This window comes from Candidatus Bandiella numerosa (assembly GCF_029981845.1).
GTDB lineage: Bacteria > Pseudomonadota > Alphaproteobacteria > Rickettsiales > Midichloriaceae > Aquirickettsia > Aquirickettsia numerosa.
In genome coordinates this window covers 110200-134165 of record NZ_CP104164.1, presented here as the reverse complement: position 1 = coordinate 134165, position 23966 = coordinate 110200, and the positions used below count along the sequence as shown (strand labels likewise).

Genomic DNA, 23966 nt, shown 5'->3' with positions numbered 1-23966 from the left:
AGCTAGATTTTACATTTGGCTCTCTTTCTTGGTACCCTCCGCCCCTTGATTTACCTTGTTTTCCCCATTTCGAATCTCTATCACTACTCCGATTTTCGTTCTCTAAAAAACGCTAATTCTCTGCAATCCATGTAAATCAGGAGTTTGATGATATACGTACCTTGATGATTGACGCTCGCATGTAAACGGAGAAACAGAGAGCAAAAAGGGAGATTTAATGTTAAAATCGGTGATTTTGTGATTCTCTAAGTACGCATGTGGTGGGGAGCTAAAACGCGCTAAAGCCTATGTATACTGGGGTTCAGAGGGTAGTTTTGTAATTTGAAAAATCACGGACAATTCCATGCAAGACAGTACAAGGTCAAGCGAGAGCTCATTGTCGATTTTTGGGATATATATGACTTGAAGTCTATTATTGGCGAGTTTTTTAAGAAACCAAGGTATAAGCTAATAATTATCTAGAGACATATTTGCGATACGTATCTTTCGCCAATTCTCTAATATCAATAGATAATTGATCCACTTTTTCCAAAGGTATTTGCAAGGCATCGCTTAACGCATCACTTAAGTTCTGTTTTTGTAAGGTAGAGCGACCTTCAAGTATATACACAGTTACGTGAACAAAAAATCCCTTATTGCCCTTTTCACCTACCAAATAATCCTCAGAAACATAGGAGCGTGATTTTATATCTGCAGCATTAAAAAGGCCTGACTGCATCATTATATTATGCGCAAGATGAGTAATCTTCGTAGGATTCACTAAGGAGCTCACATTGTCGGAATATTCAATAATTATATGCGGCATATATTGATATATCAATAACTTACTTATTCGAACAAATGGCGGATGGAGTGGGATTCGAACCCACGGTACGTGTTAACGCACGCCGGTTTTCAAGACCGGTACCTTAAACCGCTCGGCCATCCATCCACTTAGACTCTTACCAGATATTTTAAATCTTATCAAGGCTCTTTAAATACTTTGTGCAAGTTCAAAGCATATTTTATTAAGGTACATAGTCATCAAACTTCCTAATTTACTCAAGTGAATAAGAAAATATATGGATGAAATTAGAGATATAAATAAAGATAAATATTCTGCAGTTTAAAGTAATATTTAGCATAATGCTGAATATATGAAAAAGCCCATAGATTTAATATTGGTGCAATAAAGTTTTTAATCCACAAATAGTTATTGAAAAAGTGCTACTGATGATATAGAAATAGGTAAAATTTATTATATATTGATTTATGTTTATACAAGAGGTTTTAGCAGATGTGTCAGCTGGCTCCTCAGCCGGTTCGATGCTTACTAGTATGGCTCCATTGCTGATAATTATAGTTGTGTTTTATTTCTTAGTTATTCGCCCTCAGCAAAAAAAACTGAAAAATCATCAAGATATGGTCAATAACCTGCAAAAAGGTGACCAAATTGTTACAGCAGGTGGAATGGTTGCTACCGTATCTAAAGTGGAGACAGAGAGCGATATTTTAGTTGTTGAGATAGCAAAAGATGTAAAGGTAAAAATTAAAAGAGATACCGTTTCTCAGATTGTAAATCTTAATAAAAGCGCTAAGTGAGTAAGGAATGCCAAAAATTAAGTTTGTTCATGATAATGGAGATGTTAAAGAACTAGAAGCACCTAATGGCTTGTCTGTTATGGAAATTGCTCACCAAAATGGTATATATGAAATAGAGGGGGCATGTGGTGGTTCTCTGTCGTGTGCTACATGTCATGTTATTGTGGATAAAAATTTTTATGATACACTGGAAAAGGTGATACCAAAAAAAGAAGATGAGGACGATATGTTAGATTTGGCATTTGGTTTAACTAAGACTTCAAGATTAAGTTGCCAGATAATAATGCAAGATGAATTTGATGGTCTTACTGTAAGAATACCTAAAGAAAGATAGTTATATGAACATGCAATTATATTTAGAAAATTACCTATCAATATTAATTTTCATAGTAATAAGTTCATGCTTAGCTTTTGTATTAATAATTTTGCCTTTTGTGGTGAATAAGTTAAATCCCTACAAAGAAAAATTATCTACTTATGAATGCGGTTTTGAAAATTTTGGAAATGCTAAGAAAAAATTTGATGTGAGGTTTTACTTAGTGTCTATCCTTTTTATTATCTTTGATTTAGAAATAGCGTTTTTATTTCCATGGGCGATTGTATTAAAGGAAATAGGGCTTATTGGATTTTGGTCAATGATTATGTTTATTATCACACTGACAATAGGATTCATATATGAGTGGAAAAAAGGGGCATTGGAATGGGAATAAATATACATAACGAGCATAATAAAATTACATTGCGTCAAAAACAAGATGAGCTTTTAAATTATGCTATAGAAGATGTTAAAAACAGAGGCTTTGTTACTGCTAAATTAGATGATTTAGTAAAATGGGCTAGAGCAGGCTCTTTATGGCCAATGACATTTGGTCTTGCGTGTTGTGCAATTGAGATGATGCACACTGCGTCTAGCAGGTATGACATGGATAGATTTGGGATGCTTTTCAGGCCTAGTCCACGTCAATCTGATGTTATGATTGTAGCAGGTACACTAACTAATAAAATGGCTAGTGCCCTTAGGAAAGTATATGATCAAATGCCTGAGCCAAGATGGGTTCTTTCGATGGGTAGTTGTGCAAATGGTGGTGGGTATTATCATTATTCATATTCTGTGGTAAGAGGATGTGATAGAATAGTGCCTGTGGATGTATATGTTCCAGGTTGTCCACCTACGGCAGAAGCATTGCTATATGGTTTATTAATTTTGCAAAGAAAAATAAAAAGAACAACCTCTTTGGAATAAGCAAAGCTATAGCTTGGGTAAGATAGGTAGTGACAAGGAGTGATGAGCGAAGTGTAGTTTTAAAACCTACATAAGCGAAGAATGGCGATGTCAATAATTATCTGAATTATGCTGTAAATGGAATAGGGCTAAGATTTGACACTCTCTTTAAGATTACGCAAGCATTTTTAATTATAAATTTAGTATAATATCAGCTGAAAAAATTGGTTTTAGCAACATCAGTTGTTAGATTATTGATATTATTTACTATAATATGTGTCTCTGCTAGCATGGCAGGAGATATAAAGCAAAATGCAAATATGAGAATTATAGATTATCTTGGGCACGCTATAAATATTATGTATCCTCCAATCTGCATTATGTGCAAGGCAAATTGTTGGATTTCTAATATATTATGTAAAGAATGTTGGGGGAAAATTTCATTTATAACTAGGCCAACTTGCAAAAAATGCGGAACTTCCTTAACAATCTCTAGTAACATGATTCTTTGTACTGATAAATTTTGTATCAATGAAAAGCATTGCTATAATTATACAATATCCATAATTGAATATAATGATTTCGCAAAACAAATAATCAAAAAATTTAAATTTCATGCTATCTTTAAATTAAGAAAATTATTAAAAAATTGGCTAACGTATATTTCAGCTACATTAGAATGTAAAGATATAGATTATATATTTCCAGTACCACTTCATAAATCAAAATTAAAGCTACGTGGGTATAATCAATCAGCCATCATTGCAAAAATAATGGCTGACATAACAAAAATAAAATATAATTCAAAAATTTTAGTAAAGATTAAAAATACAGCTAGTCAAAGCGAATTAAGTAAAAATCTTAGGGAGAAAAATCTAAAAAATTCATTTTATATTAGTGAAAATAATAGAAAATTAATTCAAGGAAAAAAAATATTATTAATAGATGATGTAATAACTACTGGCAATACTATTAATGAGTGCTCAAAAATTTTAATTAAGAACGGGGCAACAGAGGTTATTGCGATTTCTATTGCTAGACGTTAAGATTATTCTTTACATTTTAGGTGTTTTCTTATTTACTTTAAGTAGTGATTAAAAAGACGATTTTTATGATAGTGAGTATCTTCATTATATTAGTTATGGCATTGTGCTTGGCGTATATAGGCAAAATAGGTTTTAGTCTAATTTTATTTTTTATGTGCTATGCAATCTCTGTGGCTTGGTTCATTCACCATGCAACAGATAAATTAAATTTATCTTTTTAATTTTTATACTGAAAAAATGCAAAATAGACAAATTTTAATAACAGATTTTATAATACTTATTATAGCAATCACAGCGAATATAATTGCTCTTTTTTATCAATTTGCATTCCATGAGCTTCCTTGCCCTCTTTGTTTATTACAAAGAGTAGGGTTATTCTTTATAGCATTTGGGGCCATAATGAATATTAGGTACGGTAATGAATTTAGATATAATTTGATAATCATTATTTCTAGTATATACAGCTTAATTGTGGCTATGAGACAAGTGTTGCTACATATTGTGCCTGGTGATCCAGGATATGGATCAAAATTCCTCAATTTGCATTTTTACACTTGGAATGATATCGTTTCATTTTCATTTATTATTCTAGTATCTTTAACACCAATATTTAAAAACATAAAGTTTAATAGCATATTGTCATACTTTTCAATATCTGATAAATTGCTTAATAGGCTTTTGTTTTTGATATTACTAACTATGTTATTAATCAACGTCATTTCTGTATATTTGGAATGTGGTTTTATGCAATGTCCTGACAATCCAGTTGAATATAGAAACAGATTCTAGATTAGATAAAATAAATTTCTGTCGGCATTAAAACAATCTAACCAACAAGTATAAGCTTGAGGCTTATGCATCTTTTCTGGTAGTGAATAGGTCTTTATTAGATTTTAAATAATCTTTGAAATTTTGCAAATTACCGAGATTAGCAGTATTCACTGCTTGATAGCCATAAATCTGATCCTGATTAAACCGTTTTTCACCTGAATTAAATACGGGGGAACCTTTATTATCCAAAAGAATTTTATCAATAATATTTCTAATACCACTAAAAGTGGTTACCTTAATTTTTTCACCATTTTTGTCAGTAGCAACTACTTCATAAGTATATTTGCCTAATTTTGCAGGATCAGTAGATTTTTCATTATCTTTTATTAATTCTCCATCCCAGACGAATGTATTCATCCCTTTATTTTTTTCAGCACTTTCTACTTCAGAAATTACTTTTCCTTTTTCATCTTTAATTGAAATTTTAACTTTGTCTGCTTGATCTTCTAACAGATAAATTATATCTGCCTTTAAAACTTTTTTACTATTTTCTTCTGATTCAGTAAGCTCAATATCGTTACCCTTAATTATTACTCCTTGCCCTAGTTGATTAACGGCACTAGACAATTTTGCTTGGTCACTCTCGTTGAATGCATCGTATAATAACCCTTTAATGTCCATTAAATTAGTTGTGTTTTGGTATGACAACATGGTATTGATCACATGGGAATGATCCATTGGAGAAGTCGGATCTTGACCTTTGAGAGATTCTACAAAAAATCCTAAAAACCTTTTTTTCTCTTCCGCTAAAGCCTTTTTTTCTTTTGCAATTTTATCAACAGCACCATTATCAGAGGAATTGATGATTGATTTTGACGATCCTACTTCGGCCATAAAGCAAACCTTAAAACATTATGTGATACCACTATACCCATACATCTAAATTTTTGTCAATATCAAATGGCATAAACACAAGTGACATTCTGTGTTCTGTAACACCATTGAATAAAGCATTATTTTTTCCTTCAACTGATAGTCGTCCTTTTTGTAATTGGTCGTCTCCACCATCACCATTTTGACTTAGATCTTTATAATTAAAAGAAAGATTTGTTGTAATGTCATTTTCAGAATCGCTAGACTTAATGCTACTTAAAAATTCATCACTATGTTTTTTCAATAGCTCAAATGTTGATATTTTATCAGAATTTACTATGATGTTTCGCTCCTTTCCCTGATTACTTACTATTATTTCAATTTTACCAAGTTCTGCAGGTTCTAACTGCACCACAGTATTGTTCTCTTTTTGATTAGTTGTGGCAGATATGAAAAAATTTACCTGATTAATCAACTTACTATCTAAACTGTCTAAAGAAAAATTTATTTTTGCATTTGTTATTGGTTTTGTACTGTTAAAATATGCATTGTGTCCATATCTGTAATCTGCATCAGATAAGGTCTCATTAAATTTAAAATTTAAATCAACAAAATCAAAACTTCTAACTTCCTTTGTGTCAACTCCAGATGAAACGAACGGTAAATTATCACAAGTTTCTGGCTGGTTTTGTGAGTATGTCTCATATTCTGAATAATTTAATTGAATCTTCGGAAAATTTAATTCAATATTTTGTCCTATTTTAATGAATCTAACATCTCCACCAGTAAATTCAGTAGCTTCTATTTGTAATTGCGGTAACTTATTATTATCATTGTTACTCTTCTCATTTCCTCCATGATCTCCATATGATAGTTGCACAGTTGGACAAAAGAAATTCAGCTCAGCTGATTTGTAAGTATCTTGCGCACTGCCAGCATTATTAATTGTGGCATTTTCCGCTAAGGTTAAAAGACTTAAATCAGTTTTAACTCTAGTATCAACACTTACCTGTCTAGGGGTAATTTGCAAATATTCCTCAATTTCAATGTCATTAATGCTTGCGCTACTATAGTTAGAATTATCGTTTTGAATGTTATTGTCACAGTCGCCACCTCTATCTATTACTAATTGAGAATTATCTTCATTATGGTTAACTTTAGTAGACGTATCAGTAGGTGCATTTATACTTTGCAATATTTTATCAAAATTGGCACTAGTATCATGACTGCCACTTGATGAATTTAAACAAGCCTTTTGCGCACTATGTGCATTTGAGCTTAGTTGGTTAATTTGTATAGATGCTTCTGCCATTTATATTTATATTATCAGTGCATATAATTTATGAGCAATTAACATGCCAAATTTAAATACTGAAATTAATTTTATTCTTATCAATTGACAATACATTCTTAAAGCCAAGTTTTTTGAATTTTGCTTTTAAAAGATAAATATGTGTTTCAATAGTTAATGTTTCTGAAGTAATATCGTATCTCCACAATTTATCAAGAACCTCGACTTTGTTAACAGTAAAAATTGGACTTTTTAAAATAAAATTTAGCAAGCCAGCTTCTTTTTCGGTCAATTTAACAGTTTTTTCATCATTATTAATTAACAATCTCTCATTGTAGAAAAAAGAAAATTTATCGGGAAATATATAATTATTTATTTGTGCTAAGCATTTAATAATGAGGAGATTTAAACCTGAGATATGAAAAGGTTTTGTTAAATCTGTGCCCTGAGTTTTTGATGTAGAAATGCAAATTTTATATTGATTATTAAAGCTCACAACCTCATCTAATATACAAATTCTACCTGCTTCTTCTAATTGTTTTTTGTCCTGTGTTGTTACAATCTTTAAGTTTTTATACATCTGGAAATTTCTTAAAGCTTGCTCTAAGTGCGTATTCTTACTAAATATCACTATCATTGATGTTGTATACTAATCTCGCATCAAATTTAAAAATCAATTTGCACTACCCTTTTGAGCTTTTGAACTGAATTTACCTATATTGCTTGCAAATTGCTCTAGCACACCAATTTGATTTCCCTTTATCATAATTTGATCTGAGTCATAATTCAAAACATTTGCATCTTTTGAACCATATATTGTTACTTTTTTGATTATATCTTTTGCATCCAGTTCTATGGCGACAATTTTTTGTTCCTTTAATTTCGGATAAAAAAATGCAACTTGTTCATATTGGTGTTCCATATAATAGTAAATCTTTGGGCCAAAGCTTGATTTGGTTGTAGGTTCTCCTAAGGCATTCAGAAGACTTTGCTCAGAAGTTTGATTGATTTTGATAGTGTCCAGCTTTTCCTTGCTTAAAAAATAGCCTACTCTTTCCGTTTTTTTACCACATGATATCAACATAGCTGACAAGATTAATATTACAGCTAACTTAGTAGTTTTATTTTTCATAATTTTCTCACAGGTTTCTTTTTTATTCTTTGATTTTCTTCTCTTAAGATTTATTCTCAAAGCCTCAGATAGCCTTTTTATTTTTTGGTCATCTTTCAGATTTTTCATGAAATATTGTTTTTATATTTATTATCTATCATATTTTCAAATTTTCTTAAATTTCTTTCGTCCAAATTACTTACTTTCTTCATCATTTTTTGCATTTCTAAAAACTGCTTCAACAATTTATTAATATCTTGAACAGTAACCCCAGCTCCCTTGGCAACTCTATTTTTTCTTGATGCATTCATTATTTTGGGGTACATCTTCTCTTTTTTTGTCATAGAGTCTATTATTGCCTCTTGCCTGATTATAACACTTTTATCAAATTTATCTGAACCTAAAGCTTGCTTAATTCCCTTAAAACCAGGTAACATACCCATAATTGAAGATATTCCCCCCATTTTTTTTAAATTATTGAGCTGTTTCTTTAAATCTTCCATATCGAATTTGCCCTTTTGCATTTTTTTAGCTAGCTGCTCTAAGTCCTCTTCGTTCACTGCGTCTATAGCTTTTTCGACTAAAGTAACAACATCTCCCATATCAAGAATTCTAGATGCAATTCTTTCAGGATAAAATTTTTCCAAATCAGATATTTTTTCTCCATGCCCGATAAACTTGATAGGGCATCCTGTGATATATTTTATACTTAGCGCTGCTCCACCCCTTGAATCACCATCAATCCTAGTCAATACAATACCTGTTAAATTTACTGAATCGTGAAATTGCTTCGCACTACTTACTGCATCTTGTCCTGCCATAGAATCTGCTACTAATAAAGTTTCAACAGGATTAGTAACGCGTTTTATAGAAATGATTTCATCTATTAATTTTTCATCAGTGTGCAATCTACCTGCCGTATCCAGGATTATTAGGTCATATAATCCTGTTTTACCCTCTTGTAGCGCTCTTTTAGCAATATCCAGAGGAAATTGTTTATGAATAATAGGAAGAGTATCAATAGAGACTTGCTTACCAAGTGTCTCAAGTTGTTCCTGAGCAGCTGGTCTATATGTATCCAATGATGCAAGCAACACTTTCTTCTTTAATTTTTTTCTTAAATATACTGCTAACTTAACAGCAGTTGTTGTCTTACCCACACCTTGTAATCCAACTAATATTATTACCGCAGGGGGCGACACTTTTAAGTTAATATCTTGCTCGTCCGTTCCTAAAATATTTTTTAATTCATCATGAACAATCTTCACTATCATTTGCCCAGGTGTTACGCTATTAACAACTTCCTGTCCAATGGCTTTATTTTTTACATTTTTTATAAATTCTTTAGTTACGCTTAGCGCAACATCAGCCTCGAGCATAGATATTCTTATTTCACGCAGTGCCCCTTCTAAATCATCTCCTGATATGATCCCTTTGCGCTTAATTTTATCAAGAGCTTTTATAAAATTTTCACTTAAAGAAGCAAACATTGCGTATTTATTATTTCATTCTGACAAATATAGTGACGAATATAATGCTTTGCAAAACACAAGTAAACAAAATAATAATATCATTTTAAATCATTTAATTACTTCTTATAGTAGCAAATAAAACTATTAGTTGCATATTCTATTTATACGTGCTATAACAAATCAAAGTAGCTGAACTGGGTGAGTGCACATTTAGCGCATCCTTATCATCAAGCAAACCTTCCCACTACTCATTAGGATGCGCTAGAAGTGCAAATGTTAATCTTTTATATCTAAAACCGCTATTAATCCTTTAGGAAATTAATTAACAAAAATTTTTCACAAGTATGCTTTTTTACATACTATTTAATTTATAATAACATTATCTCCTACACTTTGAATTTTAAATTATTTAGATACATAATTGAGAATAAATATTATCCAAATTATAATGATTTTTAGCGGTAGTTGGATTGGTAAATAAATCCTGAAATTTATATTGTGGATCGGCTGCGTTGCCGTATACCCTATCTATTGTTGCTTTTGGATTGGTTAATGCATTTAAGACTGCAACAAGTAAGAAAAAAATAGCTTTTTGTGGATCGCATGAAGCAGATGGAATCCTAAATTCCAATCTTCTACTACTTATATCGCCATCTGGAATTCTTACAGCAGTAGTTCGATTGTTATTTCCCCAGCTCAAATTTACTGGAGCCATAAAATTTGGTGTAAATCTACTATATTCTTCAAAATCATCACCACATAATAAATAAATTGATTGATTAAGGATTAAAAGAATTGAATTAACAACATTGCTAAGAAATTTGTTTGTGCTTATAGTATCGTCTGAAAATAAGTTATGATTATGATTATCATATAGGCTTAGGTGAAAGTGCATGCTAGAGCCATATGTGCCAGCAAATGGTTTGGGGCTAAATGTTATAAGCAAACTCAACTTATTTGATACTTCGTGTAAATCAAGTTTGATCTTTTTAATTAATTCTATTAATTCTAAACAGTTGCTTGAAGCTTTGAGTTGAGTCTCAAACTGATCCAATCCCCTTTCATCAGATATCGCTAAATTACGCTTTCTGAGTTCTTCTTTAAATTTGTCAATTTGCTCTGCACTTGCTAGTTTACCATTTTTGTGTCTTAAGTAAAATTCAATTTCAACACCAAATTTTGGTATGACATTAAACTTGTTCTTTAACAATGAGCTAACCTTTTCAATTTGGCTTCTAAAATCTTTCAAATCCAATAATGCCATGGTTGCCCATAATATATTAATTCTTCTTTAAATTTTCTGGTATACTAGGAACATCGGCAAGAGAATTTTTATTATCCTTATTATACACTTCCACAGCTTCCTTGGAACTGACAAAGGGGTTTTTCGGTACCTTGATTTTATACCCTCCATTCATTATAAATTCATTATCTCTAGGAAAATGTTTATTTTTGAAGTTTTTTTCAGTTGTTCCATAGCTTTTGCTTTTTTTTGAACAACCATAAAACATGATTGGAAAAATTAATGTTATAAAAAGTATATATTTCACCTTACGCATAATTCTAAATGGAAATTTTAATGTTTATCATAGCCTTATTAGGATTTTAAAGCTATCAAACTAAAAAGCAATCATTTGTTTGAAATTTTCAATTGTAAAATTGTTCATTTGTTGATATCTAGTAGATTCAATAAATGTTTTATATTTCAATGAAAGCTTTGTTTTGGCTATTAATAGTGATAGCGCCCGTTTTTTTTATTATGTATACATCAGCAAAAGCTCTGTTTTGGTTTTTAGTGATTTTAACGCCAATTGTGTTTATTCATGAATTGGGGCATTTTTTATTTGCTAGACTGTTTGGGGTGAAAATCGAGGTGTTTTCAATAGGATTTGGAAAGCCACTAATCAAGTGGAAAGATAGTAAAGACACTGTTTGGCAAATTGCCCTTATACCTCTTGGAGGTTATGTAAAAATGTTTGGTGATGAAGGTGCTGCGAGCACTCCAGATAAAGAAAAAATAGATAGTTTATCAGAGAAAGAAAAAAGTTTATCTTTTCATCATAAAAATTTATGGCAAAAATCTTTGATTGTTTTTGGCGGGCCGTTTGCTAATTATCTACTAACAATTATCATTTTTATTATTTTATCAATGCATAGTGGGGTAAAGGAATTTAAGCCTGAAATTACAGGCCTGCAACAAGACTCTCCAGCTCAAAAAGCTGGTTTGGAAGTGGGAGATTTAATTGTTGACGTTAATGGAGATAAAGTAGACTCTCCAGTTGATCTGAAGTTAAAATTAGATAAAAGTGAAAATATGAATATTGAAGTAGGAGTTGTTCGCCAAAAATCCTATTTGACGGTGAATGTTGCGCCCAAGGAAGAAGAATATAAAAATATATTTGGTGAAATTGTTAAATCACGCATGATAGGTGTTTATTTTGAAAAATTCACTTTTAGGAAAGTTGGGGTGGCAGAGTCATTTGTAAATTCCTTTTACCAAGTGGGAAATATGTCATATATGTTCGTAAAAGCTATTTGGCAAATGATAACTTTGAAACGTGGAACGGAGGATATTGGAGGTCCAATAAAAATAGCTTTATACTCAGAGAGTATGGCAAAACAGGGATTTATGGCAATATTATATTTTGTTGCAATGATATCGCTTAATTTAGGTTTGATCAATTTGTTCCCTATACCTATGTTAGATGGAGGGCACCTATTTTTTTATGGAGTAGAAGCAATAATTAGAAGACCAATTAATCATAAAGTTCAGGTTATTTGTTTTAAAATTGGCTTTTTTATACTGATAGGATTGATGTCGATAGCTTTTTGGAATGATTTAAAGGCCATCGAATTCTTTAAGAAATTAAAATTATTATTAGGCTGAAAATATTATGCATTTAGTTAAAAATTTTATTTTTATAATTGTTTTTTCACTTCAATTTTTGAATGTTATTGCATCTGAAAATGTTCAAAAAATTGAGGTCATAGGCAACAAGAGAGTTCCCACAGATACCATTTTATACTATCTAGATTTTAAAATAGGGGATAAAGCTACTAAAGAAAATATTGATAAATCAGTTAAAAATTTATACTCCCAAGGTTTTTTTTCTGACATATCGATTAAACAAAGTGCAAAAAATGTTATAATCATCAAAATCGAAGAAAATCCTGTAATTAGAAAAATTACTATCGAGGGTAGTAAAAAATTAAAAGCTGCTACAATCAAGAAAGAATTACAAGTTAAAGAAGGTAACATCTATTCAAAATATCAATTAGAAAGCGATGTTAAAAGAATAGAATCTACGTATAAAAAAATAGGTTATTTTGCTACTTCTGCTCAATCAACGATAAAAATGCGAGGACAAGATTCAGTTGATGTTACAATTCTCATTAATGAAGGAGAAAAGCCAAAAATCAAAAAAATAATTTTTTATGGCAATACTAAATTTTCTCAAAAAGATTTATTAAAAATCATTGCATCAAAAGAGGCGGCTTGGTATAGGTTGTTTTCTTCGAGTGATTTATACGACCAAGATAGAATTATGTTGGATAAAGATTTACTCAAGCAACATTATATGCAAGAAGGATATGCTAATTTTAAAGTTCTATCTTCAACCTCTGAAATTACTCCTAATGGCGAATCATTTTTGTTAACATACGTTATTACTGAAGGTGAAAGGTTTAATTTTGGTAAATCATCAATTGATTGCCAAATAAAAGATATTGATGCAACTGAATTGAAAAAATTCATCGATTATAAAGAAGGGGAAATATTTAATGAATCTTTAATCGACAAAACTGTATACCAAACCACATCATTTTTGGGTAATAAGGGTTATACTTTTATAGATGTTGATTATAATTTGGAGAAAGATGAAAAAAATAAAATAGTAAATATCAGATACACCATCAACGAAACTGCAAAATATTTTGTTAAGAATATTAATATTGTTGGCAACACAAGAACCTTGGATAGAGTTATTAGAAGGGAATTAAAAATCTACGAAGGTGATTCGTTCAATTTATCAAAAATTCAAAGGTCTAAACAAAAAGTTGCTAATTTGGGTTATTTTAGCTCAGTTGAATTTGAGAATAAGCCAACTTCTGAATTTGATAAATTAGATTTGGATATTAAAGTAAAAGAGACATCTACGGGATCTATGCGTTTTGCAATTGGGTATAACACTGCTTCAGGCGCAATTGGTTCAACAACATTGTCTGAATATAATTTTTTGGGTAAGGGGCAAATAGTAGAATTTGATTTTAGTAAAGCTAGAAAAAGCTCTGATATATCGTTTAGTTTTACTGAACCAAAGTTTATGGATCGTAACTTAGCAGTTGGTTTTGATATTTTTACAACATCTCAAGATAGGTCAGATCAAAGCTCTTTTAGCGCTAAAAGCAAGGGCCTGACCCTCAGAACTGGGTATGATATTAATGAATATTTATATCATAATATTAATTATTCTATCAAAAATGAAAAATCTGATAAGAGCAAAGATGCATCAATATTTCTAAAGGTTCAACCAAATAAAACACGTGTGTCCTCCATTGGTCATTCAATTACATATGATAAATTAAATAGCAGGATTAGCCCTACAAAAGGATACATGGTTAAACTTACACAAAATTTTGCCGGTGTTGGTGGTAATGTAAAATATTTGCAACACCAACTGTATACGAGTTATTTTAAGCCACTGTATAAAGAAAATATTATTTTAAATTTAATCGGAAGAGCTGGTAATATTCGTGGTATTGGTGGCAACAATGTTAACGTTAACGATAGCTTTTTTGTTGGAGAGGATTATATAAGGGGGTTTGATGTATCAGGTATAGGTCCAAGGGTTAAAAAATACACAGGAAATGATGACCGAGCATCGCTTGGAGGTAATACTTTTTTCGCAGGCACAGCTGAAATACAATTTCCTTTAGGTCTCCCTGAGGAATTTGGGATGAAAGGAGCTGTTTTTAGTGATTTCGGTACTTTGTTTGACACCGATGCAGCAAAATATAAATGTGAAGGAAAAGATTGTGAATGTAATTCTGGTGTAAATGATCAAAAAATCAGTTCTAAGCCTTTATGTGAAGGAGGAAGATTAAATTCTGACTACATTGATACAAGCAAGAAAATTAGAGCATCTTATGGCGTTGGTTTGGTATGGGATTCACCTCTTGGCTTTATCAGACTAGATTATGGTACGCCATTCACAAAAGAATCGTTTGACAAGACCTCAAGAGTAAGGTTTAGTATTGGAACAAACTTTTAGTAATTATATTTTTTGGAGTATAAAATGAAATTTTTAAGATTTCTGTCAGTATTTTTTTTAGTATCTTGTATAACCTTCATAAACGACGTTTATGCTCAAACTAAAATTGGAGTAATTGATACTAATAAAATAGTTGAAAAATGTACTGCATATGTGCAAGCAAAAAAAGTGATAGAAGATGAATTTAGTAAATCTGAAAAGGAAGCGGGAGAAATGCAAGAAAAATTTTCTAAAAGGGCTGAGGATTTGGAGAATAAGAAAAATATAATGTCAGCAAAAGAATACAATAAAAAAAGAGAAGAATTGAATAAGGAAGCACAAATCTTACAAAAAAAGTTTTATGACAAAAGGATCAATCTTGACAAGGAATTCAATAATATTAATAAAACTCTTAATGATAGCTTAATAGACATTGTTAAAAATTTATCAGAGAAAAACCATATAACGGTTACCATAGATAAGGGAATGGTATTTTATAGCGATGATTCTACGGAAATTACAGATGAGGTGATATCCGAAGTAAATAAAAGACTAAAATCAATTGACGTAAATTTACCTCAAAGCAAAGACAGTGATTCAAAATAAGTTACTTAGAAATCTTGTAAAATTTTTACTCTTAGTATTAATATTAGCATTTGCTTTTGGTGGATTAAGGGATGTTTTCGTCAAAAAAGAATTAACGTATGCATTGAAAATTGCAGATGTTGAATATTCTTTTGCCTATGTTAATAAAATATTTCAAGAAGCCATTAAGGAGTCTAGAGTAAAATATGGAAGGGACTTATCGCAAAATGACACAAGTAAATTGAAGAGCGAGATATTAGGGAATATTGTTGACAGCACTCTGATTTTACTAGAAGCGAGGAGATTAGGGATAATTGCTAATGATAATATGGTTAAAAAAGAGATTTTAAAAATTCCCATATTTTTTAAAAATGGTAAATTTGACAAAAATATATTTGAGCAGGTGGTTAAGCAATATGGGGTATCTGAACAGGGATTTATCGACAAATTAAAGGAGGATGTAGTCAGGGCTACGTTTATCGATTCGATATCTGCGAATAAATCAGTTATTCCAGGTTTAACAGAAATTATATTGGAAGATGTGTTGCAAACTAGAGAGTTGGAATTAGTAAAAATCCCGTTTTCTGCTTTTAAAATACCTAATAGACCTGAAGATTCAGAGCTAAAGCGTATTTATGAAGAAAATAAATCAAAATTTAAGATTCCAGAAAAACGCAAAGTAGAGTATATGACAATTTCTTCAGAACTATTTGAAGATCAATCTAGTGAGGTAACTGAGGAGAAATTAAGAAAAATTTATGAAGAAAAGAGCTTTTTATTTGTTGAGCCAGAAAAACGAGATGTTAAACAAATTCAATTTAGCTCTTTAAATAGCGCTAATAAAGCACGAGAAGAGATTATTAAAGGTGTAGATTTTGAGAAAGTTGCAAAAAAATATGCTCCAAATTTTAATAACTATAATTTAGGAATTATCACAGCAAAAGACTTTGATGGTGACATATCAGGAAAACTTTTTAACCTTAAAGTAGGTGATATTAGTGAAATAATTGAAACGCCCTTAGGATTATATATTTTTAAAATAGAAAAAATAATTATAGAAAAAAAGAAGAGCTTTGATGAAGTTAAGGATTTACTAAAAAAAGAATATTTAAAGGATGTTAAGTTTAATAATTTTTTGGATAGCATAAAAAAGATTCAAACTGAACTAAAACAAGGAAAAACATTAGAAGTAATCGCTAAGGATTATAATCAAAAATTGAATTTGGTAGAGATTATCAATTCTGTTGATGAAAATGGTGATATCACTAATACTAAGTCATTTGTAGAAAATTCTTTTAATATTAAATTAGATCAGCAAAGTGAAATATTTCCAATTGATTCAGATAAGTTCTGTATCCTTAGAGTAATTGAAATAACTCCAGAAAAAGATCAAGAGTTTGATGAATTAAAATCCCAATTAAAACAAATTTGGTATAGCAAGGAATTAAGCTCATTTATAAATCAAATTAAAATTTCTGAAGGAGAGAAGTTAAATTCAGAAGCTAATATAAAGCTTTTTGATTTTTCGAACATTCAGCTATCTAAAATTAGACTGTCAAGTAGTAAATTTAATAATGAAATACCAGTAGATTTTTATAAAGTGATTTTTGAATCAAAAATTAACTATTATACAAAACCCTTTATTGACCATGCTCATGAAGAAGTGCTATTGGCTAAACCCACTAAGGTTGATTTACCATCTAAAGATGAGATTGAAAAACATAGGTTATTATACGATTCGCAAGTTAATCAAATTGAACAAGAAATAATTTTGATGGATATCATGAAGAAATTAAAGGACAAATTTAATGTTGTTGTGAATCCTAAAATTTTTGACCATAGCTTTTAGGCATTACTGTTAAGAATATTTGGTTGTATAAGTTTTACATTTGGAATGTAGTTGTTTAACTTATATTAAGCGCATAAAATAATTTAACATTTAAACTAAGTCTTTTGGTGATTTTTTCACATCATCTTCACCATGTATTGAGATAAATTAGGCTCAAATGCTATAAAAAAAACTCTCAAAAATACTAATTTATCTATCAAGTTATTTTAGGGAATTCGTATTATTTATTTTTAGCTAAAACAAATAGCGCTAAGGGGTATAAGGGGCGAGCAGAAAATCTGTAAATTCATTATTTAATTGGAGAACTGAGTTATAATATGCTAATGTAGCTTATATTAAATACATTTTTAATACGTTTATGGTGATAGAAGTTTTAATGCCTGCACTGTCCCCTACAATGAAAGAGGGAAATTTAGCTAAGTGGCTTAAAAATGAGGGTGATACAGTTGAAGCAGGTGATGTTATAGCTGAAATAGAAACAGATAAGGCTATAATGGAAGTTGAAGCAGTTGATGAAGGAATTTTAGCGAAAATATTAGTAGAAGCCGGAACAAAAAATGTCAAAGTTAATGATTTAATTGCAATTATTGCAGAAGAGGGAGAGGAGATAAAAGATGCTATAGGCAAAATTCAAAATTCTTCTATTAAAGAGGAGCATGCCATTCAAAATAATAAAACAGAAATATCTGTGGATATTGAAGCTAAAAAGGCATATGAAACACTTAATCATAATAAAGTAAAAAATAAGGTGGAAGATGAGCCAAATAGGGTTTTTGCATCTCCTTTAGCAAAAAGGATAGCTGAACAAGAAAATATAAATATAAGCAGTATACAAGGTTCCGGACCAAGAGGCAGGATAGTTAAATCAGATGTTGAAAATGCTATTATGCATAGTTCTAGTCAAAATTTTGAGACTAATATTATACCAAATCGTGATCTAGAAATACCTGTGACTAATATGAGGAAAATTATAGCTGAAAGATTAGTTGAATCAAAACAGCAAGTGCCTCATTTTTACTTAGATATAGAGTGTTTTGTTGATAAGATTTTGGATTTTAGGTCAGATATTAACTCTTCTGCTAAATTAGATGAAAGTGATAAACCTGAGTTTAAAATTTCTATTAATGATATATTGATCAAAGCATGTGCATTAGCGCTATTTAAAAATCCCAAAGTTAACTCTGCCTGGTATGGAGATAAAATAATCCAATTTGGCAACGTGGATATTTCTGTTGCAGTAGCCATTGACGATGGTTTGATGACTCCTATAGTGAGAAATGCCAATCAAAAAAGTTTGATTCAAATATCGAACGAAGTAAAAGAACTTGCAAAAAAAGCGAAATCCCAGAAATTGAAGCCTGAAGAATACCAGGGTGGAGGTTTTACCATATCAAATCTTGGAATGTATTCAATCAAGTCCTTCTATGCCATAATTAATCCTCCGCAGTCGTGTATTTTATCAATAGGAGGTACCAGAGAAATACCAGCATATGGTAAAAGTGGTAATTTGGAGAAAAAACAAGTTATGAATATTTCATTATCCTGTGATCATAGAGTTGTTGATGGTGCAACTGCTGCAATTTTCTTAAGTACATTTAAACGGTTTGTTGAAAACCCATCATTAATGATTTGTTATTAACTTTTAGGAAAACTATATGCAAAACAACTTTGAATATGATGTTTTAGTTCTTGGATCAGGTCCCGGAGGTTATGTAGCAGCAATAAGAGCATCTCAATTAGGCTTAAAGACCGCTATTATTGAAAAAGAAAGCCTGGGTGGGATTTGTCTTAATTGGGGGTGTATACCAACAAAAGCGTTGCTTCGTACGGCAGAAATATTACACTATATAAAAAATTCAGAAGAGTTTGGGATTAAATGTGAAGGGTATAAAGTTGATTTTGCAAAAGTCATTGCAAGATCAAGGGAAATATCAAATAAGCTTTCAGGCGGAATTAAACATTTGCTTAATAAAAATAAAATTTCAATAATTGAAGGGTATGGGAGATTTTTAGACAAAAACTGTATTGAAATATCAAGGGATAATAAATCTTTCAAGGTAACTGGGAAGAATATTATTATTGCAACAGGGGCAAAGGCAAAATTTTTAAAAGGGCTGTCGCCTAAAGAGAGCGAGATTATTATGGGATATAGGCAAGCGTTAATGCTTAATAAATTGCCTGAAAAGCTTTTGGTAATTGGCAGTGGTGCTATAGGAGTTGAATTTGCAAGTTTTTACAACGCCTTGGGAGTAGATGTTACAATTCTTGAAGTCGCAGACAGAATTTTAATCAATGAAGATAAGGAAATTTCTGAATTTGCTAAAAAAGCATTTGAAAATCAGGGAATTAAAATTTTGACATCAGCTGAAATTAAAAAATTCACCATAAACAAAAGTGATATTAATTTTGAAATTAAAAGCAAATCAAAAGACAGCAATGCTTCATATGATGCAGTGATTTCTGCAGTAGGAGTTAGCGCAAATATTGAAGATATTGGTTTGGAGAAAATCAATGTAAGTATTTCTGATAAAAAATATATAGTTACGAATGAATATTTACAAACTGATGAAAAAAATATTTATGCTATAGGAGATGTTGTTTCTCCTCCATGGCTTGCACATAAAGCAAGTCATGAGGGTGTTATAAGTGCTGAGGTTATTGCAGGTAAAAAACCCAAGCCAATTAACCCTTTAAACATTCCGGGGTGTACTTATTGCCACCCCCAAATTGCAAGTGTTGGATTAACCCAGGCAAAGGCAGAAAGTGAATTTGGTAAAGATAATATTAATATTGGAAATTTTCCATTAAGTGCAAACGGCAAAGCCTTAGCATTAGGCGATTACAATGGGTTCATTAAAACTATATTTCACAAAAAAACAGGGGAATTATTAGGTGCGCATATGATCGGAGCAGAGGTTACAGAAATGATATATGGTCTTGTTCTAACCAAACAACTTGAAGGAACTGAGTTAGATTTAATGCACACTATATTTCCACACCCTACGATATCAGAGGCAATACATGAATCAGTGTTAAATGCTTTTGGAAAAAGCATCCATATTTAAATTTTTTATGTGCCTCGACAAATGCATTTGAGCTGATTGAAGGTAATCTTTTAGTGGGATGAAATAAATGCACAAACAAAATTAAAAAGTCTTGTTGTTATGATGATAAAGCTTAAAGCTTAATGTTAATACTTATAGAGCTACAATTTGAAATTTTATATATAGTATGGTGTCTCGAGATATTACCACCAACAAAGTTTTTCACTTAAGGTTTTTAAAATCATTAGCAACAGCATTAACCATAGGTATTAACAGTGGATTAATATATGCTTTTCTCGTAACTACAACTACGGTATACTTTAAGGATATTGGATTTTCTTTAGTAGTGATAGGTTTATTGTCAATAAAGACGATGCCGTATTCATTTAAATATTTATGGTCACCATTTATTGACAGTTACAGCGTAAAGATATTTCCAAAAAATTTTGGTTTAAGAAAAAGCTGGATAATATCTATGCAATTTATTCTATTTATCTCAATAGGAAGTTTTGGTTATATCAATGCAGAAAATAATATTTATCTACTAGTAATGGGTCTTATTTTTATTGGATTAATTGGAGCAACATATGATATTGCTATGGAGGCCTATAGAATTGAGCTTTTTTCAAAAAGCACTTCAGGAATTGGCAATGCTTTTGTAGTATATGGATTTAGAATTGGGTTTGTAATATCGGGAATATTCGGTTTATTTTTATCTACCATAATAGAGTGGAAATATGTGTTCGTTATTTTATCCTTATTTATTTTGCCGTGCATTGTAGTGGTTTATTTTTCTGATGATAAAATTCGTTATAACGAGGAAAAGAGAAAACTAAATTATAAAATTTGGTTTGGTAATAATTTTATAGAGCCAATAAAAATATTAATTACTATACCTAAATTTGCTTTGGTGTTAACAACCGTGGCTTTTTATAAAGCAAGCGATGCGTATTTAGATACGATGGCTATACCGTTTTTAATGGATATTGGATTTTCCAAAAATGATATTGCAGGTGTGGCAAAAATTTGCGGTATTATAGGGGTTATAATTGGAACTTTTATTGGAGGAATTTTAATAACGAAAACACAGTTTAAATTTAATTTAATTTTTGCCGAAATTTTAGCTTCAATTACGAATTTACAATTTTTAATTTTTTTAACCATAAAAAATAATATAGTTGTATTAGGGGTAATCAATTTAATTGAAAGTATTAGTTACGGAATGAGTAACATAATATTAATCACGTATATGAGTTCATTGTGTAATAAAAAATACATTGCAACTCACTACGCAATATTAATCTCTTTTTCTGGATTAGTTAGGTTATTTTTATCACCAACATCAGGTTTTGTTGTAGAAACTTATGGATGGTATAATTTCTTTGTTGTATCATCTTTGCTTTCTATTCCTTCTCTTTTTTGTATTTATCTTTTATATTGGTATAACAAAAGGCTATCAGAGAACTAAGTGAAAAATATAGCAATAATAGTTGCTGCAGGCAACTCAACAAGATTTAATTATGAGATTCCAAAACAATATTTTGTAATAAACGGTAAAACTGTTTTAAACTGGACAATCAAAGCTTTTTTAGCAAGTGATTTTATAGATAACGTACTTGTTGTAATTAACAATGAGCACAGGGATTTGTACTATCAATCGATTGAGGAGCTTAATATATTGAATCCTATTATAGGTGGTAAAACAAGGAATGAGTCTGTATTTTTAGGGTTAAAAGCTCTCGAAGAATTTTATCCCGAAAATGTGTTAATTCATGATGCAGCAAGACCATTGATTTCAACAAAATTGATAGATAAAGTTGTGTTACAACTTAAAAATCACTCTGTTGTGGACGTAGGAATCAGCTTAAATGATACAATTAAACATAATGATGAAAACGGTAATATTACGATACTCGATAGAGAGAAACTATATGCCACGCAAACACCGCAAGGATTTAAGTATAAAACAATTTTAGATTTACATAAACAAAATAACATTGATCATACTGATGATATAAGTTTATGCATCAAGAATGACATTAATGTTTGCAAAATTGAGGGAGATAGGAATAATGTAAAAATCACTAATACTTCTGATATTGAATTTTGCAAACATATTATGGGAAACGTTATAGGAGATGAAAAAATTTATCGCACAGGGATAGGTATAGATGTTCATAGATTTTCCCAGCCATTTGATAAAAATATTGAAATAAAAATTTGTGGGATTGGAGTTGAGCATAATCAATCTATCATAGCTCATTCTGATGGCGATGTTGGATTTCATTCTATTACAGAAGCACTTCTTGGCTCTATGGCATTAGGAAATATTGGTCAATTATTTCCTCCAAATGACGAAAAATATAAAAATATGGATTCAACTTATTTTTTGGAATGCGCTAAGAATTTATTAAGAAAAGCAGGAGCCAAAATAATCAATATAGACCTAACAATAATATGTGAGAAACCTAAAATTATGCCACATAGCAAAGTTATGCGTGACAATATAGCTAAAATTTTAGAAATACATGCTAATATGGTGAGTGTCAAGGCTACTACTACTGAAAAAATGGGATTTTTAGGAACTCAAGAGGGGATTGCGGCTCAAGCAGTATGTAGTGTTGTTTGCAATAAACTTAATGACGAATAATATAAGTTATATTTAAATGAAATTATGAAGAGAAGATTTAGTCTAGATGGCATTATAAACGCAAGAAAAATAAGAATAAAAGTTCCATTTTCTTGGTATTCTATTATATCGACCTGGTTTTACATAGGTAAATTGCCTGCGTCAGGAACATTTGGATCTATTGCTACGTATCCTATTTTTTACTATATATTGATCCATTCATATTCATTTGCTAATGCTAAATCTCAATTATTGCTAACGGCATTAGTACTGTTGGTTGTTGGGCTAATTGCAGTAAAAAAATTCCAAAAGGCCACCAATACCTATGATCACAGCTATATTGTTATTGATGAAGTCATTGGTCAGTTATTGACGTTATGTATTTCTTTAGATTGGCTATTTCATCTTTCTAGTCTTATTCCTGCCAACATATCAAGTAAAAACCTATCATTTCTAATAGCTTTAGTAACCTTCAGATACTTTGATATTAAAAAACCTTTGATTATTGACTACGTTAATAGAAAATATAAAGGAGCATTTGGAGTAATATTTGATGACATACTAGCAGCTATATTTGCATCAATATCTATTTATGTAGTTTATTTAATAGCAAATTTATTTATTTAGGTACTTACTTTATTGCCCGTCAAATAATATTGTTATTGATTATCACCCTCTAATACTTTCAACTCCCTTGCCCTTTCAATAATTTTTATTTTTATTTTTTCAGCTAATTTGGGGTCATAATACTGATTATTCCAATTTCCATTGTTATCTATAACTCGTTTATACACAGTTACCTTTAAAGAGCTTGATGCTAATTCTTTTCCAAATATATAGATATTAACCTTATATCTTTCTTTGGAATTGTTATTTATGCTGTACCAATCAGTAATAATTGTTCCACTCAGAGAGTCGGTTGAATTAAGTGGCATAAAATTTACATGATCAATAGATGCTCTCCACAGGTAATTATTGATGTTCATTTGGCTTGTGCTTGAAGAAGAGCCTGAGGTAGATTTACCAAAAGTGAGACCATCGCCAGTTAATTTGCCAATTCTATCTTCTTCTTTTTGTTGGCGTGTTTTTGGGTAATCCTTTTTTATCTCAATTTTTGAGCATGCTGACAGTGAGGTCGTTATAGCTAAAACAATGATAAAACTCAAATTTTTGTATAACATATGGTAAAATTTATACTAATTAGTGAACGCTAGACTAGTAATTAATTGAGCAAATGTCAATT

25 protein-coding genes and 1 tRNA gene are annotated in these 23966 nt (G+C 30.6%); 16 read left to right on the top strand and 10 right to left on the bottom strand.

Features of this window, described 5'->3' with window-relative positions; all coding sequences use genetic code 11:
• Nucleotides 1–454 precede the first annotated feature (454 nt).
• Both N3Z17_RS00610 and N3Z17_RS00605 read right to left on the bottom strand, forming a co-directional pair.
• Nucleotides 455–805 carry a 5-carboxymethyl-2-hydroxymuconate Delta-isomerase gene (locus tag N3Z17_RS00610; protein WP_282472090.1) on the bottom strand — a complete coding sequence of 117 codons (351 nt, stop codon included), beginning with the start codon at nt 803–805 and terminating at the stop codon, nt 455–457.
• A gap of 36 nt (nt 806–841) precedes the next feature.
• Nucleotides 842–931, bottom strand: a tRNA-Ser gene (locus tag N3Z17_RS00605).
• 320 nt (nt 932–1251) lie between these two features.
• On the opposite strand from N3Z17_RS00605, the gene yajC reads away from it, so the two are divergent.
• From yajC to N3Z17_RS00575, 7 genes are all read left to right on the top strand, one after another.
• Complete coding sequence (gene yajC / locus N3Z17_RS00600; protein WP_282472089.1) at nt 1252–1581, top strand: preprotein translocase subunit YajC; 330 nt, start codon at nt 1252–1254, stop codon at nt 1579–1581.
• A gap of 7 nt (nt 1582–1588) precedes the next feature.
• Nucleotides 1589–1915 carry a 2Fe-2S iron-sulfur cluster-binding protein gene (locus N3Z17_RS00595; RefSeq protein WP_282472088.1) on the top strand — a complete coding sequence of 109 codons (327 nt, stop codon included), beginning with the start codon at nt 1589–1591 and terminating at the stop codon, nt 1913–1915.
• 4 nt (nt 1916–1919) lie between these two features.
• Nucleotides 1920–2291, top strand: a complete 372-nt coding sequence (locus N3Z17_RS00590) for an NADH-quinone oxidoreductase subunit A (protein WP_282472087.1) — start codon at nt 1920–1922, stop codon at nt 2289–2291.
• Nucleotides 2282–2824 (top strand): NuoB/complex I 20 kDa subunit family protein, encoded by a 543-nt coding sequence (locus tag N3Z17_RS00585; protein ID WP_282472086.1) that lies wholly within the window; start codon nt 2282–2284, stop codon nt 2822–2824. Before N3Z17_RS00590 ends, N3Z17_RS00585 begins: the two co-directional genes overlap by 10 nt.
• A gap of 269 nt (nt 2825–3093) precedes the next feature.
• Entirely contained in the window at nt 3094–3849 is a 756-nt protein-coding gene (locus N3Z17_RS00580) for a ComF family protein (RefSeq protein ID WP_282472085.1), read from the top strand.
• Between the two features lie 65 nt (nt 3850–3914).
• Nucleotides 3915–4070 carry a DUF5993 family protein gene (locus N3Z17_RS07610; protein ID WP_410519589.1) on the top strand — a complete coding sequence of 52 codons (156 nt, stop codon included), beginning with the start codon at nt 3915–3917 and terminating at the stop codon, nt 4068–4070.
• Between the two features lie 16 nt (nt 4071–4086).
• Nucleotides 4087–4638, top strand: a complete 552-nt coding sequence (locus N3Z17_RS00575; protein ID WP_282472084.1) for a disulfide bond formation protein B — start codon at nt 4087–4089, stop codon at nt 4636–4638.
• A 63-nt stretch (nt 4639–4701) separates the two neighbouring features.
• Here N3Z17_RS00575 and N3Z17_RS00570 read toward each other — a convergent pair whose 3' ends face one another.
• The 7 genes from N3Z17_RS00570 to N3Z17_RS00540 all read right to left on the bottom strand — a co-directional run bounded on the left by N3Z17_RS00570 (nt 4702) and on the right by N3Z17_RS00540 (nt 10926).
• A complete protein-coding gene (locus tag N3Z17_RS00570; protein WP_282472083.1) occupies nt 4702–5514 on the bottom strand; it encodes a flagellar hook assembly protein FlgD in 813 nt (270 codons plus the stop codon).
• 31 nt (nt 5515–5545) lie between these two features.
• A complete protein-coding gene (locus tag N3Z17_RS00565) occupies nt 5546–6805 on the bottom strand; it encodes a hypothetical protein (RefSeq protein ID WP_282472082.1) in 1260 nt (419 codons plus the stop codon).
• A 52-nt stretch (nt 6806–6857) separates the two neighbouring features.
• Nucleotides 6858–7421 carry a winged helix-turn-helix domain-containing protein gene (locus N3Z17_RS00560; RefSeq protein WP_282472081.1) on the bottom strand — a complete coding sequence of 188 codons (564 nt, stop codon included), beginning with the start codon at nt 7419–7421 and terminating at the stop codon, nt 6858–6860.
• A 36-nt stretch (nt 7422–7457) separates the two neighbouring features.
• On the bottom strand, nt 7458–8024 hold the full coding sequence (locus N3Z17_RS00555) for an outer membrane protein assembly factor BamE (RefSeq protein ID WP_282472080.1): 567 nt from the start codon (nt 8022–8024) through the stop codon (nt 7458–7460).
• On the bottom strand, nt 8021–9385 hold the full coding sequence (ffh, locus tag N3Z17_RS00550) for a signal recognition particle protein (RefSeq protein ID WP_282472079.1): 1365 nt from the start codon (nt 9383–9385) through the stop codon (nt 8021–8023). The genes N3Z17_RS00555 and ffh overlap by 4 nt, the downstream gene beginning before the upstream one ends.
• Nucleotides 9386–9776: 391 nt before the next feature.
• Entirely contained in the window at nt 9777–10631 is an 855-nt protein-coding gene (locus N3Z17_RS00545) for a type I glutamate--ammonia ligase (protein ID WP_282472078.1), read from the bottom strand.
• 16 nt (nt 10632–10647) lie between these two features.
• A complete protein-coding gene (locus N3Z17_RS00540) occupies nt 10648–10926 on the bottom strand; it encodes a hypothetical protein (RefSeq protein WP_282472077.1) in 279 nt (92 codons plus the stop codon).
• 200 nt (nt 10927–11126) lie between these two features.
• On the opposite strand from N3Z17_RS00540, the gene rseP reads away from it, so the two are divergent.
• The 9 genes from rseP to N3Z17_RS00495 all read left to right on the top strand — a co-directional run bounded on the left by rseP (nt 11127) and on the right by N3Z17_RS00495 (nt 23350).
• Entirely contained in the window at nt 11127–12254 is a 1128-nt protein-coding gene (gene rseP, locus N3Z17_RS00535) for an RIP metalloprotease RseP (protein ID WP_282472076.1), read from the top strand.
• 7 nt (nt 12255–12261) lie between these two features.
• On the top strand, nt 12262–14637 hold the full coding sequence (gene bamA / locus N3Z17_RS00530; protein WP_282472075.1) for an outer membrane protein assembly factor BamA: 2376 nt from the start codon (nt 12262–12264) through the stop codon (nt 14635–14637).
• Between the two features lie 24 nt (nt 14638–14661).
• Nucleotides 14662–15222: an OmpH/Skp family outer membrane protein gene (locus N3Z17_RS00525; protein ID WP_282472074.1), complete on the top strand. Its 561-nt coding sequence runs from the start codon at nt 14662–14664 to the stop codon at nt 15220–15222.
• Nucleotides 15209–17050 carry a peptidyl-prolyl cis-trans isomerase gene (locus tag N3Z17_RS00520; RefSeq protein WP_282472073.1) on the top strand — a complete coding sequence of 614 codons (1842 nt, stop codon included), beginning with the start codon at nt 15209–15211 and terminating at the stop codon, nt 17048–17050. Before N3Z17_RS00525 ends, N3Z17_RS00520 begins: the two co-directional genes overlap by 14 nt.
• 358 nt (nt 17051–17408) lie before the next feature.
• Nucleotides 17409–18689, top strand: a complete 1281-nt coding sequence (locus N3Z17_RS00515; protein ID WP_282472072.1) for a pyruvate dehydrogenase complex dihydrolipoamide acetyltransferase — start codon at nt 17409–17411, stop codon at nt 18687–18689.
• Nucleotides 18690–18705: 16 nt separating this feature from the next.
• Nucleotides 18706–20115 (top strand): dihydrolipoyl dehydrogenase, encoded by a 1410-nt coding sequence (lpdA, locus tag N3Z17_RS00510; RefSeq protein WP_282472071.1) that lies wholly within the window; start codon nt 18706–18708, stop codon nt 20113–20115.
• Between the two features lie 166 nt (nt 20116–20281).
• Entirely contained in the window at nt 20282–21562 is a 1281-nt protein-coding gene (locus N3Z17_RS00505; protein WP_282472070.1) for an MFS transporter, read from the top strand.
• On the top strand, nt 21563–22744 hold the full coding sequence (ispD, locus tag N3Z17_RS00500) for a 2-C-methyl-D-erythritol 4-phosphate cytidylyltransferase (RefSeq protein WP_282472069.1): 1182 nt from the start codon (nt 21563–21565) through the stop codon (nt 22742–22744).
• 24 nt (nt 22745–22768) lie between these two features.
• On the top strand, nt 22769–23350 hold the full coding sequence (locus tag N3Z17_RS00495; RefSeq protein WP_282472068.1) for a phosphatidylglycerophosphatase A family protein: 582 nt from the start codon (nt 22769–22771) through the stop codon (nt 23348–23350).
• Nucleotides 23351–23382: 32 nt separating this feature from the next.
• On the opposite strand, the gene N3Z17_RS00490 is transcribed toward N3Z17_RS00495, so the two are convergent.
• Entirely contained in the window at nt 23383–23904 is a 522-nt protein-coding gene (locus tag N3Z17_RS00490) for a DUF3576 domain-containing protein (RefSeq protein ID WP_282472067.1), read from the bottom strand.
• Nucleotides 23905–23966 lie beyond the last annotated feature (62 nt).

Coding starts and splice junctions, on each gene's coding strand:
- N3Z17_RS00610 (WP_282472090.1), bottom strand. CDS start 805: ATGCCGCATATAATTATTGAATATTCCGACAATGTGAGCTCCTTAGTG.
- yajC (WP_282472089.1), top strand. CDS start 1,252: ATGTTTATACAAGAGGTTTTAGCAGATGTGTCAGCTGGCTCCTCAGCC.
- N3Z17_RS00595 (WP_282472088.1), top strand. CDS start 1,589: ATGCCAAAAATTAAGTTTGTTCATGATAATGGAGATGTTAAAGAACTA.
- N3Z17_RS00590 (WP_282472087.1), top strand. CDS start 1,920: ATGAACATGCAATTATATTTAGAAAATTACCTATCAATATTAATTTTC.
- N3Z17_RS00585 (WP_282472086.1), top strand. CDS start 2,282: ATGGGAATAAATATACATAACGAGCATAATAAAATTACATTGCGTCAA.
- N3Z17_RS00580 (WP_282472085.1), top strand. CDS start 3,094: ATGGCAGGAGATATAAAGCAAAATGCAAATATGAGAATTATAGATTAT.
- N3Z17_RS07610 (WP_410519589.1), top strand. CDS start 3,915: ATGATAGTGAGTATCTTCATTATATTAGTTATGGCATTGTGCTTGGCG.
- N3Z17_RS00575 (WP_282472084.1), top strand. CDS start 4,087: ATGCAAAATAGACAAATTTTAATAACAGATTTTATAATACTTATTATA.
- N3Z17_RS00570 (WP_282472083.1), bottom strand. CDS start 5,514: ATGGCCGAAGTAGGATCGTCAAAATCAATCATCAATTCCTCTGATAAT.
- N3Z17_RS00565 (WP_282472082.1), bottom strand. CDS start 6,805: ATGGCAGAAGCATCTATACAAATTAACCAACTAAGCTCAAATGCACAT.
- N3Z17_RS00560 (WP_282472081.1), bottom strand. CDS start 7,421: ATGATAGTGATATTTAGTAAGAATACGCACTTAGAGCAAGCTTTAAGA.
- N3Z17_RS00555 (WP_282472080.1), bottom strand. CDS start 8,024: ATGAAAAATCTGAAAGATGACCAAAAAATAAAAAGGCTATCTGAGGCT.
- ffh (WP_282472079.1), bottom strand. CDS start 9,385: ATGTTTGCTTCTTTAAGTGAAAATTTTATAAAAGCTCTTGATAAAATT.
- N3Z17_RS00545 (WP_282472078.1), bottom strand. CDS start 10,631: ATGGCATTATTGGATTTGAAAGATTTTAGAAGCCAAATTGAAAAGGTT.
- N3Z17_RS00540 (WP_282472077.1), bottom strand. CDS start 10,926: ATGCGTAAGGTGAAATATATACTTTTTATAACATTAATTTTTCCAATC.
- rseP (WP_282472076.1), top strand. CDS start 11,127: ATGTATACATCAGCAAAAGCTCTGTTTTGGTTTTTAGTGATTTTAACG.
- bamA (WP_282472075.1), top strand. CDS start 12,262: ATGCATTTAGTTAAAAATTTTATTTTTATAATTGTTTTTTCACTTCAA.
- N3Z17_RS00525 (WP_282472074.1), top strand. CDS start 14,662: ATGAAATTTTTAAGATTTCTGTCAGTATTTTTTTTAGTATCTTGTATA.
- N3Z17_RS00515 (WP_282472072.1), top strand. CDS start 17,409: ATGGTGATAGAAGTTTTAATGCCTGCACTGTCCCCTACAATGAAAGAG.
- lpdA (WP_282472071.1), top strand. CDS start 18,706: ATGCAAAACAACTTTGAATATGATGTTTTAGTTCTTGGATCAGGTCCC.
- N3Z17_RS00505 (WP_282472070.1), top strand. CDS start 20,282: ATGGTGTCTCGAGATATTACCACCAACAAAGTTTTTCACTTAAGGTTT.
- N3Z17_RS00495 (WP_282472068.1), top strand. CDS start 22,769: ATGAAGAGAAGATTTAGTCTAGATGGCATTATAAACGCAAGAAAAATA.
- N3Z17_RS00490 (WP_282472067.1), bottom strand. CDS start 23,904: ATGTTATACAAAAATTTGAGTTTTATCATTGTTTTAGCTATAACGACC.